We start from the raw sequence: 14,563 nt of genomic DNA on the forward strand, positions 1-14,563 counted from the left end.
CACGAAATCAGCGTTTCAAAATGTCCTATTTGCTCTATATTAATTAGATACCTTCATGGAACTGGAACTGAATGAACTATTAGATAAGGAGACGTGAGGTTTGGACAGAATTATATTGAAGCGCCTACTGCGCGGATTATGGGTAATTATTGCGACGATTCTCATCGCAGTGGCCATTTATCTGCTGTTTCCCCTATTGTACCCTTTTGCAATTGCCTGGATCATCGCTTATGCCATGAACCCTCTTGTGAAACTGCTTCAGCATAAAGCACGATTCCCACGCTGGCTCGCTGTCACTCTATCGTTGATCGTGTATTTCGGAGCTATCGCACTCGTGTTATCCGCTGCTGTAACTCGCATGGTGAAAGAGGTCATTTCATTAACGACAAGTTTCGATCTCCATGTTGATGAAATAAAGGCTGTCTTTATCCGCTGGACGGAGAATGATACGATCCAAAGTCTGATTACACAGATTAATGAATTTTACAAAGAAAATCCGAACTATCAGGAAACGATCAATAGCAACATCAGCAAAACAACGGAGACGGTCGGAACGGCGGTTACGGACCTTGTGACTGGATTCTTCAACGTGATTCTAAATCTACTCACTTCGCTGCCTAATATGGGTGCAGTGCTAATCGTTGTGCTTCTCTCCACATTCTTTATTAGCAAAAGTTGGACCCGTCATAGCATCACCGTATCTGGCTGGGTACCTTCCTCCATCCGCAAACCGATCACTGACATATGGAATGACCTAAAAAAGGCTCTGTTTGGTTATGCAAGAGCACAACTCATCATGATCTCCATTACCGCTGTGTTTGTGATGATTGGATTACTTATTTTGCAGGTTAAGTCTGCCTTCACGATTGCACTTCTTATCGGGCTTGTTGATCTGTTGCCTTATCTCGGTGTTGGATTAGTTATGGTTCCGTGGGCAGCTTATCTCATTATGAATGGGGATCTGTACCTGGGAATTGGGATATCGGTTATCTATCTGATCGTGCTGGTTGCACGGCAGATTATTGAACCCAAAGTATTAGCTAGTAGTGTAGGCCTAGACCCTCTTGCCACACTAGTGGGCATGTTTGTAGGGTTGAAGCTATTCGGCGTGCTTGGTTTGATCATCGGTCCAGTGAGCCTGGTGATTCTCGATGCATTCAATCGAGCCAATGTGCTACGGGATCTGCGAACATACATCATCAACGGAAGAGTCCGATGAAGCGTAAAGAGGGGTTGCTTAGAATAGGAGTAAAGGCTCCACTCGGCAGATGCATCTGCACGAGTGGAGCCTTCTTTGTTTGAATATTTTTTATTACGGACGGCGATAAAATTTGATACTGCCATTCTTCATCTTTTTCTCAAGCCATCCTAAGAAAAACAGACGATACACCGAACGTGTTAATGGAAACACCAATGTAAACCCGATGAGATCCGTAACAAAACCCGGAATCAATAGCAAAAATCCCCCAACGAAAACAAATAGTCCATCGACCATTTTTCGGCCAGGCACTTTACCTCGTTCCATCTCGGTTTTGGCATCCACAAGCACTTTCCGTCCTTCAAATTGCAGCATTGCTATACCGATCAAGGACGTGAGAATCATAAGAAGCAGCGTCTTTCCCGCTCCGATCCAGTCGCTCATAAGAATAAAACCAAACAGTTCAATAACCGGAACGATGAGCAGTACAGCCCACATCCATCTACGCATTCGTATTACTCCTTTCCTGAGAGCCACACTTTCTCAAGTGCACTGTAGAGCTCAGAGGCTACCTTATCCAGCCTTACTACCTTCCAGTCGCCGTTCACCCATACATGTTGGGTAGAGCCTGTGACTAATCGTTCTCCTGGTCTAGATTCATCAGATGACCACACTCGCTGCCCTATGCTGTTCACATCATTGTCTGCAGTTACTCGTCTTACATCATATTCATAATTCAGTCGTAGACCGCTAAAGGCAGCAATTCGGGTGAAAATCACAATTTCATCATCGTACCTTGCAGGTTTATGATATTTCACATCCAGCCCGGTTACGGGAAGCAGTAACCCCTGTTCCTCCATTTTACGATATGTATACCCCATTTGGCGAATCATCTCAGTTCGACCGATCTCAAACCAATTTAAGTAGTTAGCGTGATAAACTACACCCATCTGATCACTCTCTTGATAACGCACGCGGAGGTTCGCCGCGTACCAATTTCCTGCTCCATTTTGCTCCATGAGGTTACTCCCTTCGTTATACGAGTCTGAATGTGTTGTGGTTGCACATCGGTATATAGATGGAAAAAAGCAATGGGACATATCATGCCCCATTGCTTCATTCCTGTTCTTTACATCATTACATCCATTCCAACAATTAAGCTTGGTTTGGAATTTGGCTTACTTTGATCAGGTTCGTGGATCCGGAACGACCCAAAGGTACACCAGCTGTAATAACAACCAGGTCGCCTTCTTTAACAAGTCCGGATTTCACTCCGCCTTCAATTGCATTTTCAAACAATGCATCTGTAGAATCAACCAATCTACCTTTGACAGGTGTAACACCCCATGCCAGTGCGAGACGACGGGAAGTTCTGTCTTCTGTTGTTACAGCGATAATTGGTGATTCTGGACGATATTTCGAGATCATACGTGCTGTATGTCCTGATTCAGTCGAAGTAATGATCGCTTTTGCGTTCAGATCTTGAGCTGACAATGCAACCGATTGGCTGATTGCTTCAGTTACAGTTGTTTGTTGAGCAACACGTTGCTTCAGATACAGCTCTTGGTATGGCAGAGCAGATTCTGCTTTTTCAGCGATACGCGACATTGTCAGAACGGATTCAACTGGGTATTTACCCGCAGCCGTCTCACCAGACAACATGATTGCATCAGTACCGTCAAAGATCGCATTAGCCACGTCACTTGCTTCAGCACGAGTTGGACGTGGGTTACGTTGCATGGAATCCAACATTTGTGTAGCTGTGATAACTGGTTTACCTGCAACGTTACATTTTTCGATCATACGTTTTTGTACCAATGGTACTTCTTCAGCAGGAATTTCAACACCTAGGTCTCCACGAGCAACCATCAGACCGTCAGACACTTCAAGGATTTCGTCCAAGTTGTCCACACCTTGTTGGTTCTCGATTTTGGAGATGATTTGAATATGTCCAGCATTATGTTTTTCAAGCAATTCACGAATCTCAAGTACGTCACTAGCTTTACGCACAAAAGAAGCCGCGATGAAATCGACACCTTGCTCAATACCAAATACGATATCGTTAGCATCTTTTTCAGTGATACCCGGCAGAGAAATAGCAACGCCCGGAACGTTAACACCTTTTTTGCTCTTGATCGAACCACCGTTAACGATACGGCATTTGATCTCGGTGCCTTGCACTTCCACCACAGTCAGTCCGATCAGACCGTCGTCGATCAGAATTGTAGATCCCGGCTCAACATCATTTGGGAGATCTGTATACGTAATGGAAAGACGTTCTTTGGTTCCCAGAATCTCTTCTGTTGTCAAAGTGATGTACTCATCTTGAACCAATTCAATTGGCTCAACTTCGAGTTTACCTGTCCGAATTTCCGGTCCTTTGGTGTCCAGCAGGATCGCTACTGTTTTGTTAAGTTCTTCGCATGCTTGGCGAATCGCTTTGATCCGTCCGCCGTGCTCATCGAAATCACCGTGGGAGAAGTTCAGACGGGCCACATTCATACCGGCCATAATCAATTTTTTCGTGTTTTCCAGTGATTCACTGGATGGGCCAATCGTACATACAATTTTCGTTTTGCGCATTTTGGGTTTCCTCCGATTTTAAAAGGGTCTCTCTGTATAAGTCTTTTTCTTTTTCCAACTATTAAATTTACTATACTTTGGTTCATTTGTATAGGAAATTCGTCACATCATTCAGCATTTCCCGACAAATTATTTACAACATCCACTTCTACAGGTGGTTGAGGAGCTTGATCTAGGACTGGAGGTTCAAATGTGACCGAGCCAATCTTACGGAACTTCTCATAGCGATCCTGCTTCAATTGGTCGCCGCTCCACCCTTTCATCTCATCCAGATGACGGATTAGAGCCTCATGAATGGCTGCCGCAGATGCTTCATAATCCCGGTGAGCCCCGCCACGAGGTTCAGGTATGATATCCTCAATAACGTTCATTTCCAGTAGATCTTTGGCAGTAATCTTCATGGCTTCTGCAGCCTGATCTGCCTTGGTTGCATCCTTCCACAGAATCGAAGCTGCTCCATTCGGAGAGATCGCTGAGTAGATGGCGTGCTCCAGCATGAGCACACGGTTACCTACGGCTAGTGCAAGTGCGCCACCGCTTCCGCCCTCACCAATAACGACAACAATAACTGGCACAGACAGTTTGGCCATCTCCATCAGGTTTCGAGCAATAGCCTCCGATTGACCTCTCTCTTCAGCAGTATTACCCGGATACGCTCCTTTAGTATCAATGAACGTAATAATTGGACGTCCGAATTTGTCAGCTTGCTTCATCAGACGAAGCCCTTTCCGGAAACCTTCCGGATGAGCGCTCCCGAAAAAGCGAGCGATATTGTCTTTCGTATCCTTCCCCCGCTGCTGTCCGATAACGGTAACTGTTTTGCCATCCAGCTTCGCTAATCCACCAACAACAGCCAGATCATCGCCGAACATACGGTCACCGTGCAGCTCAATGAAATCCGTAAAAATCAACTGAATCAGATCGAGGGCTGTTGGACGCTGCTGATGCCGAGCCAGATGCATTTTCTGAGCCGCTGTGATGCCAGAGTATATTTCTTCTTCCAGTCTATGATAACGTTCCTCCAAACGCGCAATCTCGTCTGTGAAGTCGATGCCTTTTTCCTGACCGAACTGTACAAGCTCTTCAATCTTTTTGCGCATCTCAACCAGAGGCGCTTCATATGGCAACTCACCCGCCATTTAGACCCCTCCTTTTTCACTATGCATATCTAGAAGCTTGGCAAGGGTTGTACGAAGTTCTTTCCGGTGAACCACCAAGTCCAGCTGTCCATGCTGCATATTAAATTCTGCTGTTTGGAAATCATCAGGCAGTTTCTGACGAATTGTCTGTTCAATAACAATTCTACCGGCAAAGCCAAATACAGCTCCCGGTTCAGCAATGTTAATATCGCCTAAGCTCGCAAAGCTCGCCGAAACACCGCCGGTAGTCGGATCTGTAATCACTGAAATAAACAGGCCGCCCTGTTCATCTAATCGGGACAACGCTGCACTCGTTTTGGCCATCTGCATCAAGCTAAGAATGCTCTCTTGCATCCGAGCACCACCCGAAGTGGAGAATATAATAATAGGCAGACGCTTCTCTGTAGCATATTCAATAGCACGGGTAATTTTCTCTCCAACCACTGAACCCATACTACCTGTAAAGAAGTCAAAGCTCATAACCGCTACTACAACGGGTAAGCCTTCAATCGTACCTTCACCTGTAATAACAGCTTCCTTCAAACCAGATTTCAGACGTTGCTGTTCCAGCTTGCTGCTATACCCTGGAAAGCCAAGGGGATCAACTGATACCATATCCGCATCATGTTCCACGAATCCTTGCTCATCCAAAATCATCGCGATACGTTCCATTGCGTTAAGGCGCATATGGTAACCACAAGAAGGACAAACCTTCAGGTTCTTCTCTAATTCCTTACTATATTGAATCGTGCCACACTTGCTGCACTTGTTCATTAGCCCTTCAGGTATTTCTCGTTTTGGGCGCTCACTCACTTCCTGACCTTCGCCTTGAAGCGCACGCTCGGAAGGTATGGTGGCGTACTTCCTTTTCTTCTGGAATATATCTTTGAACACAACTACACCTCTCCAGCCGTTGATTTGATTAGCCGCAACTTGCAGTTATCGTCAATGACGACTTCTCCGCGTACGACGGTAAACCGCTTACGTCCCACAAGCTGCCGTGGGTCTTGTCCAGCACTCACAACAAAAAAATCCACCGGCATAAGGCAAGGATCAGCGGCTTCTGTCAGCACGATTGATGTTACCTGCAATTACCGAAAGATTGTTGCGCCGATGCTTAAATCTATCTTGGTAGGGTCTCCGAATGCAACGAGATCGGTTCTTGTCCTAACAAAAAAAGAAGGAAGGACAGCAGCATACAGCACATGCAAGTCGATTCCTCTCTCTCCGCTTACGCGGTCAGCCTTATGTACCAATGGTACTTTCTCATTCGCCAAGGCGTGTGTCTGATGTTGAACGATCAGGAATGCAGAATCGAATTCAGCACTTCCTGGACTTCTTCCAGTTCCCCTGAAGGAACGCGAATCTCAAATTGCTGTTTGGATAAACTGATGGGACGGGTCTGTACCAGAAAACCTTCTTCCGAAAGCTTGGTCTTAATCTTGTCCGCAACCTTTGCCGTCGGTGCAATGTAAATCACCGTCCACATACCATGTCCGCCCCCTAAGCTAATGTTCAGAGCCCGTATATTGGACTAATGATAACATACCTCACTTTTTTTCTGCAAGAAAGGGTTCGGGATCTATCGGCAGAAAACAGGATTATATGGGATGTTTGCTCCCCAAAGACACCTGATACGGTCAACGGAATGTTTGCAATTTGAAGCGTTGAGTACGCATATGCAGGTCTTCCAAGCAACCATTACCACATGGAAGACCTGCACATCTACCTCTATAAAGGACGTTTCTAACATCACAACCTATACGTAGATGCTTGTTTATACATCACCGGGATATTTCTTGGCTTTAATATTTTTGTGTGCAATACGAGCGGAAGCAGCAGCTGCAAGCCCTGCAACAAGATCGTCCAGAAACACATGAATGGCTGATCCATGCTCATTCAGGTCATGAATAACGCCTATTTTTTCTTTGTCCAGATAACCAAAGCTAGTTAAACCAATCATTCCAAATACATGTGTAATACCAAGAGCTAGAGTCTCGTCCACTCCGTACAAGGATTCGTCTGCTTCCATAATAGCCTGTAGCGGCTGAGGCAATAAACGTTTCTCTGCAAGCTCATCAAGGGCTATGCCTGTGTACAACGTATACTGCACCTCACGTTTTTGCAGTACAGATTTAACACTGACGACACAATCATCCATGGTCAGTTCCGGGTGGTACCCTTTTTGCAGATGATATACAATCTCCGCGATCGCTTCAATCTGTACACCCCGCCGGGCCAGCATAGCTTCTACGATTTCATATGACATATCTCGACCTCCCGCCTCACTCCCCCGGAGAACCCCAGGTTCTTCGGTGTTCTCAAGTGTATGCAGTACACTCACAAAATGTTCATAAAAAAAAGCCTCACAATGTCAATTCAGCCGGTAATAATTAATAAATAAAACACAAAAACCTGTCCGGTTGTCACCGAACAGGTCCTACTTATCTTATGAAGACAGACAAGTTGTCTGCTGAACCTATTTAATTTTGACGGTTCCTTCACCAAGCATGTTCTCCATTTGGGCAAAGAGGGTTGGAGAAGGCTTGATCCGATAGCCGTCACTCAGTGCAAGCAGCTTCTGCTGCTGCTCATAGAAGAGCACAGTGGCTACAGGCCCCGGATGCTGCTCTAGAAGCTGCTTCAACCGCGCAAGCAGCTCGGGCGTCTCCGCCTGAGGGCTAATCTTCACAAATACTCGCTGCTCCACCGCCTGAGGCCGACGAGTCGGCTCCGCACTGCCTGCACCGGGGCGTTCAATCGGAGCGCTTCTCGCCCCGGCTGTATCACCCCTTGCAGCATCGCTACCGCGCACTGCTGCAGAGCCTACGCTGCTAGGTTGCGCTCCGGCTCCAACACCCGCACCAGCCGGCTGCTTCGGCGCAGCCGCTGAGCGTGAAGCGCTGCCGGGCTTCGCGCGCCGTTCGCGACTGCGTAGCTGCTGTTCCAGTGCCGTCGGTGTAAGCGACGCCACCTCCTCAGCCAGCAGCTTAAACCCTTCGTCCTGCTGCTGCACCTTGGCGCGCACGACGAGCAGTTCACCTTTCCCGATCACCTGCTGGCTTCGCCGCCATACTTCGGGAAAGAGAACCACTTCACAGCGTTCAATCTGGTCTTCGAGCTCCATGAACGCCATCGCTTTCCCCTGTTTCGTCGTAATCGACTTCACAGAGACAACCATGCCCGCCGCAACCGCCATCGTATCATCGGCCGCCTCGGTCAGTTCCATAATCCGATCTGCACCGCTGGATTCAAGTATTTTTTCAAAATCATCCAGCGGATGTCCAGAGAGATACAGACCGAGCAATTCGCGCTCTAGCTCCAACTGCTGACTTGCAGAAAACGGTGGAATTTCCGGATATTCAATCTCCCAATTCGGTGTCTCCACAAAATCAAACAATTGAATCTGTAAGTCCTCACGTTCCTTACGCCATTTCAGCGCCGCCTCCACCGTTTCGTCCAGCATTGCAAGTAACTGTGCTCGATGACCAGGCAATGAATCAAAAGCTCCCGCTTGAATCAGCGATTCAATTACCCGTTTATTACACACCCGCAGATCAACACGTCGACAAAAATCGAGCAAGCTGTCAAAAGGGCGTTCCTTACGCACAATCATGATACTTTCCATCGCTTGGGTACCTACGTTTTTGACTGCAGCAAGGCCAAAGCGAATGGCACCTGACGTTGTAGGCGTCTGTGCTTCCTCGTCCAGTTCCGCTGCTGTTCCTGCGGCTGTGAAGGAAGCTGCTGGTTGTGAAGCTGAGTTCTCTTCATCGCTCGAATACCCTGCTGTAGCAGCTGTGACAATGCCCATACCTTCGGGCTTCGCAGAAGGTTCGGTTATGGCAGTCGATGTCTGCCACTCATAACCAGCACCCTCTTCTCCGAGCTCAGGCCCAGGATCATCTGGCAGAGGCGCATCACCGTAGTGTGCATGGTCATAGCCATCATCATGACCGTTTGTAGCTTTTTCTTGCGTGTTCTCATCAGTTTGAGTTGTAGCATGACTTTCCTGCTGATTAGAAGATGTAGTAGCAGTAAACACCGGTGTAAACAAAATACCACTCTCGTTCACATCCGGCGCTAATACCTCAATCTCCATCCGGCGACACTCCACGACATACTCTGCAACTTTCCGGTGGCTACCCATTACAGCCGTCAGCATGGATGCCATAAAATGAACGGGATAATGGGCTTTGAGATACGCCGTTTGGAAAGCCAGTACACCATAAGCGGCGGCATGGGCACGAGGGAAACCGTAGTTTGCAAATTTGACAATCATATCGTAGACCAAATCTGCCTCTGCTTCACTATATCCCTGTTTCAGGCTACCCTGAACAAAGTGTCCACGCTCCAGATCCAGCACTTCCCGTTTTTTCTTCGAAACAGCTCTGCGTAGCAAGTCGGCTTCACCCAGTGAGAAACCTGCCATCCGCGAAGCAATCTGCATGATTTGCTCCTGATAGACGATAATACCGTAAGTATCTTTCAGGATGGGCTCTAGGTCGGTATGCGGATAATCCACCTCAATTTGACCGTGCTTACCCTGAATATATTTGGATATAAACTCCATTGGGCCTGGACGATACAGAGCCAGCACGGAGATGATATCCTCGAATACGCTTGGTTTCATGTCTTTCATGACACGCCGAATTCCCGCAGACTCTAATTGGAATATACCCATCGTATCGCCGCGCCCCAGCATCTCATACGTCTGTGCATCATCGTCTGGGATATGGCGGAAATCTGGCACCTCTCCATGCTCCCCAATCCAACGAAGACAACGCTCAATAATAGAAAGGGTACGTAATCCGAGAAAGTCCATTTTGAGCAATCCGATGGCCTCTAAATTCTCCATAGAATATTGCGTCAGAGCAGTGCCCTCACTGCCTTCTTGCAGCGGAACAGCGTCTGTCAGCGGATCACGAGAGATGACCACTCCGGCTGCGTGTGTGGAGGCATGACGAGGCATTCCTTCTACCTTCATCGCCATATCCAATAGCTCTCGTGTTTTCGGTTTAGTCTCATACAACGTCATCAATTCAGGCGTCGTTTCCATCGCCCGCTGAATGTTGATGCCTAGCTGAGCCGGAATCAACTTCGCGGCTTTATCTACTTCGCCATATGGCACGTTGAGTGCACGTCCAACATCACGTACTGCTGCACGAGCAGCCATTGTACCAAAGGTAATAATCTGCGCTACATGTGCTTTTCCATACTTGTCCGCAACATAATCAATGACTTCATCCCGACGTTCATCACTGAAGTCAATATCGATATCGGGCATGGAGATCCGTTCAGGATTCAGAAACCGCTCGAAGAGCAGGTTGTACTTCATAGGATCAACATCCGTAATTTTCAGCGTGTAGGCCACGATACTGCCTGCGGACGAACCCCGACCGGGCCCGGTCACGATGTTCTGACTGTGAGCATAAGCGATAAAGTCCCATACGATAAGGAAATAATCAGAGAATCCCATGCTATCAATCACCCGAAGCTCATACTCCAATCGCTGCTCCAGCTCTGAACGCTGCTCCTTGTCCGTCCACCGCACTGTGTTGCTATACCGTTCTTCCATACCTACCTCGCACAATTGACGCAGATACGTAGATGGGCTCTGTCCTTCTGGGAGTGGTCTATATTCAGGCAAAATCGATTTGCCAAACTCCAGCTCCAATTCACAAGAATCCGCAATGCGAACGGTATTGGCTATAGCTTCAGGCACATGAGGGAACAAACGCGCCATGTCTTCCCCACTTTTCAGGTACAACTGGTTCGTTCCAATCCGCAGCCGGGTTTCATCATCAACAGTTTTACCTGTCCCGATGCAGATTAGCACATCCTGAAGCTCCGCATCCTCTTCTAACAGATAGTGAGCATCATTCGTCACAACGAGCGGAATTTCCAGCTCAGCAGCTAATTTCATCAGCTGTGGATTGACACGTTTTTGCTCTGAGAGGCCATGATCCTGAAGTTCAAGATAGAAGTCTTCTCCGAAAATGTTCTTGTAACGTAGCGCCGCGCGCCGTGCTTCCTCTTCTCGTCCGTGCAGCAAATGCTGTGGAACCTCTCCACCCAGACACGCACTTAAACAGATGATGCCCTCGTGGTGTTCTTGCAAGCTCTCCATATCAATACGTGGCTTATAATGAAAACCTTCCAAATGACCGATCGAACATAGCTTCATCAGATTACGGTAACCAGTCATATTCTTCGCCAGCAAAATTAAATGATGAATCGGCTGATCCTTACGACTTCCCCGCTCTTTGCGAGAGCCCGCAGTCATATACGCCTCACATCCGATAATCGGCTTAATACCCCGTGCTACGCACGCTTTATAAAAAGGAATAGCGCCATACATCACGCCGTGATCGGTTAGCGCAAGTGATGTCATTCCGAGATCTGCAGCTCTGTCCACGAGATCCGAAATACGCGCAGCGCCGTCCAGCAGACTATACTCACTGTGAACATGCAAATGCACAAAAGAACTCATGTTTTTTCTTCCTTTCGCCTCTATTATTGCAGTAGGCAATAACTTATATAATGAAACAGTTATTTCTGTCCTCTACCTTTTCTATGAATTGTTAATTATTCGATATGGACTAAATACTTTATTATTCTATTTTATCATAACGTCTGGGGGCACGCCCATACAATAGAAGTACAAGCCGCCCTCCTATTCGAACTCGGATTTGGGGACGTGTACTGGGTCTGAGAAGGAGTGTTGCTAGATGAGCACATTTTTGTCCAAAGCTATTCTTGATTTTTTTATCGCATTTGGGATCGTACTTGGCGGTGCCATGATTGGAGGGATTGGAGCTGTCATTTCTCTTCAGCCGCCTACACAGACGATGCTAGATATTTCAGGCAAAATAAAAATATGGGCGCTTGCAGCGGCAGTCGGAGGTACGATTGATCCCATGCGTGTCATCGAAAGTAATTTCTTTGACGGTAATCTATCCCCAGCAGTCAAACAAATCTTGTATCTCATCTCAGCCTTCATGGGCGCTCATATGGGAACCGAACTTGTGAAATGGGTCTGCGGCGGCGGACGTGGCTGATATGGTCACAGGTCAAGGTTCATGAGAATTCCGCCGTTCTCCAACTACCGTCCATTAATGCGCATGACCGCTGTATTTGTCCTTGGTATGATTGCAGGAGCCATTGTTTACAATGGGATATTCCACCTGAGTTACAACACCTTGTGGCTGAACAATCAGGAATTACAGCTGCAACTTCATCAGAATGAAAAAGATATCAAAACGCTGAAGAAATATAGTAAACGCCAAACGGTCATCAAAGAAATTAAAGTCCGAGCAGAGGATTCTGACAAGGGGCCAGACGAGGCTTCATTAAAAATATTACTGCAAAAGCTCGGCGATGAACTGGAGGCGCTTCGCGGACGAGATGTTTTCAACATCGACGAATATAGTAAAATGACCCGGATTATGTTAAATCAAAAGGTTTATACGGTTCGAGAGAAGGATTATACCGTTCAAGTAAAAACGATGCTAGTGATGGAAGGTGTGCTACAAGTCTGGGTGCAGATTCGTCAACATGTCCCAACGTAACCCACACATTCTAGTTTCACGAATGTAGTTTCAAGAATACCACAGCAAAAAAACTGCCCTTGTCTGCAAATGACATGGTACAATAAGGGCAGTAAATGCTTTCCAGAAAAGGAGCCTGGTATTCGTGTTTATTGAAGTACTCAAGTACAGCCTTATCGCCATCTTCACATTGACCCTGGTCTGTGCCGCCGTAAATAGTATTCGTTCCCATCGAAGTACACATCCTGCTACCACAGGTGTGTATCGTTCCTGGACAAACATCTGGATGGGTGCAATGCTCATTGTACTGGCTCTAATCCTCATGTTTGTCTTTAGTGGCTCAACATTATCCATCGTTGTGGAAGCGTTTTTTTTGCTAGTGGGTGCATACAATCTGTTTGCTGGTTTACGTAACCGTAGTCATTATGCTCGACTGCAGCAACAGGCAGAAGGCAGATCACCTCATCCATCCAGCCCATCCGTTTAATTGTAACTTACCCTGTCTTTCCATGTGTTAGGTTAACAAAAAGAGGATCTCTGCCTACATCGAATACATGTTTGCCCGCGCACTCCATAACGGTTGACGTAAACGATGAGGAGGTATCCTCTTTTGGAATTACACCCAATAATAGTGACCACGACGCTACTACGCATGATCAATGGATTGTAAGGTCATGACCGCTTTGCATACTACACTTCCTTCACGTGTAATTACAATGTCCATTTTGCAGGTACGGCGGCTTGTCTCCAAAATAATCGGACGAACCAGAATCTGATCTTCGATCTGCACGGGTCTGACGAAATAGGTAGTCACATTATCCACAACATGGTCATTACCCGTCACGTCCCATGCAGCACGGCGTCCGGCTTGTGTCATGATGTTAAGGAGAACCCCTTCTGAGATCGTTCCAAGATCTGTCGCCATCTGCGGAATAATAAATCCATGAAACATCAGTTCATTCTGCTCTCCGCGTTCTTCGGCGAATCCGTTCCAGATCAGATGATCAAAGGTCTCTCCGAGCTGGGGTTGCTTCTGAGCATCCCGCATCGCCTGAAGGACTTCTTTGCGTGTCACGGAAGCAATTAATTTACGGTTCCGATCCACGATGGGCAGGAAATCAATTCCCTCCCAGGTCATAATCTGAGCAGCCGAAGCGAGAGAGGTCTGCAGTGAGGCTGTAACTGGCCGGCGTACTACACATTTCTCTATGCTCTGATCTTCTTTCAATTCACTCACATCTTTGAGACTCACAATCCCAATAACACGGTTCCATTCATCCACCACAGGAAAGCGATGTTCTCCTGTCTCTGCGACCAGCTTGTGGAAATCAGACGCAAAACTGGTCACCTTAAGCACCTGAAGTCGTGGTTTCTGACCGATGATATCCTCAACCAGCATGATTTTTTTCTTAATCAGTCGGTCAAAGATCGCTCGGTTGATCATAGAGGCCACAGTGAATGTATCATGTCTGGAAGAGATAATGGGTAGCCCAAGTTCATCAGCCAGCAAACGCACCTCTCGACTTGTTCCAAAGCCCCCAGTAATCAATACACCAGCTCCCTGCTCAAGGGCAAGCGAGTGTGCATTATCACGGTTACCAACAATCAACAAACTTCCTGCATCAATATAACGAGCCATCGCTTGCTCTTTCATCGCACCGATCACGTATTTATGGAGCGGTTTGGCAAGTCCGTCACTGCCGCCGAGCACATGTCCTTCTACAATCGTGACCACATCGGCAAAAGTAAGCTGCTCTGTCATGCCCCGAGGTCTCTTCTCAATTCGAACCGTTCCGATTCTTTCCTTTGTCACGACCATCCCAAAGTTCTCTGCCTCTTTAACCGCACGGTATGCTGTACCTTCACTTACCCCAAGTTCTCGTGCTAATCCACGAACGGATATTTTACTGCCAACCTTCAACTGTTCGATATGCTGTAGTAGTTGTTCATGCTTCGTTACATTCTCTTCTTGTCCGTCCAAACTGTACCACCCCCGAAGATGCATCTGTACTATTCTGTATCTATTATAACACGAGCAAAGGAAAATAACCCCATCGTGTCTCCGTATGTAACCAACCGCTTTAATAGATCAT

At 47.1% G+C, this 14,563-nt stretch carries 14 protein-coding genes; 4 read left to right on the plus strand and 10 right to left on the minus strand.

Annotation, left to right across the window (positions count from 1 at the left end; genetic code table 11):
• The first annotated feature begins 100 nt into the window (after positions 1-100).
• Positions 101-1,219 carry a sporulation integral membrane protein YtvI gene (gene ytvI, locus MH215_RS09410; protein ID WP_056695466.1) on the plus strand — a complete coding sequence of 373 codons (1,119 nt, stop codon included), beginning with the start codon at positions 101-103 and terminating at the stop codon, positions 1,217-1,219.
• A gap of 93 nt (positions 1,220-1,312) precedes the next feature.
• On the opposite strand, the gene MH215_RS09415 is transcribed toward ytvI, so the two are convergent.
• From MH215_RS09415 to MH215_RS09455, 9 genes are all read right to left on the minus strand, one after another.
• Positions 1,313-1,708 carry an FxsA family protein gene (locus tag MH215_RS09415; RefSeq protein WP_056695468.1) on the minus strand — a complete coding sequence of 132 codons (396 nt, stop codon included), beginning with the start codon at positions 1,706-1,708 and terminating at the stop codon, positions 1,313-1,315.
• 5 nt (positions 1,709-1,713) lie between these two features.
• Positions 1,714-2,217 carry an acyl-CoA thioesterase gene (locus tag MH215_RS09420; RefSeq protein WP_239289819.1) on the minus strand — a complete coding sequence of 168 codons (504 nt, stop codon included), beginning with the start codon at positions 2,215-2,217 and terminating at the stop codon, positions 1,714-1,716.
• 136 nt (positions 2,218-2,353) lie between these two features.
• On the minus strand, positions 2,354-3,781 hold the full coding sequence (gene pyk / locus MH215_RS09425) for a pyruvate kinase (protein ID WP_056695472.1): 1,428 nt from the start codon (positions 3,779-3,781) through the stop codon (positions 2,354-2,356).
• Positions 3,782-3,888: 107 nt separating this feature from the next.
• The gene (locus tag MH215_RS09430; protein WP_239289821.1) at positions 3,889-4,920 is read right to left on the minus strand and encodes an acetyl-CoA carboxylase carboxyltransferase subunit alpha; all 1,032 of its coding nucleotides are present in this window, start codon (positions 4,918-4,920) and stop codon (positions 3,889-3,891) included.
• Positions 4,921-5,814 (minus strand): acetyl-CoA carboxylase, carboxyltransferase subunit beta, encoded by an 894-nt coding sequence (gene accD, locus MH215_RS09435; protein WP_239289823.1) that lies wholly within the window; start codon positions 5,812-5,814, stop codon positions 4,921-4,923.
• A 2-nt stretch (positions 5,815-5,816) separates the two neighbouring features.
• Positions 5,817-5,993 (minus strand): hypothetical protein, encoded by a 177-nt coding sequence (locus MH215_RS09440; protein WP_162248944.1) that lies wholly within the window; start codon positions 5,991-5,993, stop codon positions 5,817-5,819.
• 227 nt (positions 5,994-6,220) lie between these two features.
• A complete protein-coding gene (locus MH215_RS09445; protein ID WP_017689496.1) occupies positions 6,221-6,409 on the minus strand; it encodes a hypothetical protein in 189 nt (62 codons plus the stop codon).
• Positions 6,410-6,697: 288 nt separating this feature from the next.
• Positions 6,698-7,189, minus strand: a complete 492-nt coding sequence (locus MH215_RS09450) for a phosphatidylglycerophosphatase A family protein (RefSeq protein WP_056695479.1) — start codon at positions 7,187-7,189, stop codon at positions 6,698-6,700.
• Positions 7,190-7,399: 210 nt separating this feature from the next.
• On the minus strand, positions 7,400-11,413 hold the full coding sequence (locus MH215_RS09455) for a DNA polymerase III subunit alpha (RefSeq protein WP_239289824.1): 4,014 nt from the start codon (positions 11,411-11,413) through the stop codon (positions 7,400-7,402).
• A gap of 238 nt (positions 11,414-11,651) precedes the next feature.
• Between MH215_RS09455 and MH215_RS09460 the strand changes: the two genes are divergently transcribed.
• The 3 genes from MH215_RS09460 (at position 11,652) to MH215_RS09470 (ending at position 12,957) form a co-directional block, all read left to right on the plus strand.
• Positions 11,652-11,981: a YtrH family sporulation protein gene (locus MH215_RS09460; protein WP_056698247.1), complete on the plus strand. Its 330-nt coding sequence runs from the start codon at positions 11,652-11,654 to the stop codon at positions 11,979-11,981.
• A 21-nt stretch (positions 11,982-12,002) separates the two neighbouring features.
• Positions 12,003-12,491 (plus strand): cytochrome b-c1 complex subunit 9, encoded by a 489-nt coding sequence (locus MH215_RS09465; protein ID WP_239289825.1) that lies wholly within the window; start codon positions 12,003-12,005, stop codon positions 12,489-12,491.
• A 124-nt stretch (positions 12,492-12,615) separates the two neighbouring features.
• The gene (locus MH215_RS09470; RefSeq protein WP_239289826.1) at positions 12,616-12,957 is read left to right on the plus strand and encodes a YtpI family protein; all 342 of its coding nucleotides are present in this window, start codon (positions 12,616-12,618) and stop codon (positions 12,955-12,957) included.
• A 159-nt stretch (positions 12,958-13,116) separates the two neighbouring features.
• Here the strand turns inward: MH215_RS09470 and MH215_RS09475 are convergent, their stop codons facing one another.
• Complete coding sequence (locus MH215_RS09475; RefSeq protein WP_239289827.1) at positions 13,117-14,451, minus strand: DRTGG domain-containing protein; 1,335 nt, start codon at positions 14,449-14,451, stop codon at positions 13,117-13,119.
• Between the last annotated feature and the right edge of the window lie 112 nt (positions 14,452-14,563).

It is taken from the genome of Paenibacillus sp. ACRSA (genome assembly GCF_022346845.1).
In the GTDB taxonomy this organism is placed as follows: domain Bacteria; phylum Bacillota; class Bacilli; order Paenibacillales; family Paenibacillaceae; genus Paenibacillus.

Coding starts and splice junctions, on each gene's coding strand:
- MH215_RS09430 (WP_239289821.1), bottom strand. CDS start 4,920: ATGGCGGGTGAGTTGCCATATGAAGCGCCTCTGGTTGAGATGCGCAAA.
- MH215_RS09450 (WP_056695479.1), bottom strand. CDS start 7,189: ATGTCATATGAAATCGTAGAAGCTATGCTGGCCCGGCGGGGTGTACAG.
- MH215_RS09415 (WP_056695468.1), bottom strand. CDS start 1,708: ATGCGTAGATGGATGTGGGCTGTACTGCTCATCGTTCCGGTTATTGAA.
- MH215_RS09465 (WP_239289825.1), top strand. CDS start 12,003: ATGAGAATTCCGCCGTTCTCCAACTACCGTCCATTAATGCGCATGACC.
- pyk (WP_056695472.1), bottom strand. CDS start 3,781: ATGCGCAAAACGAAAATTGTATGTACGATTGGCCCATCCAGTGAATCA.
- MH215_RS09420 (WP_239289819.1), bottom strand. CDS start 2,217: ATGGAGCAAAATGGAGCAGGAAATTGGTACGCGGCGAACCTCCGCGTG.
- MH215_RS09445 (WP_017689496.1), bottom strand. CDS start 6,409: ATGTGGACGGTGATTTACATTGCACCGACGGCAAAGGTTGCGGACAAG.
- MH215_RS09455 (WP_239289824.1), bottom strand. CDS start 11,413: ATGAGTTCTTTTGTGCATTTGCATGTTCACAGTGAGTATAGTCTGCTG.
- MH215_RS09460 (WP_056698247.1), top strand. CDS start 11,652: ATGAGCACATTTTTGTCCAAAGCTATTCTTGATTTTTTTATCGCATTT.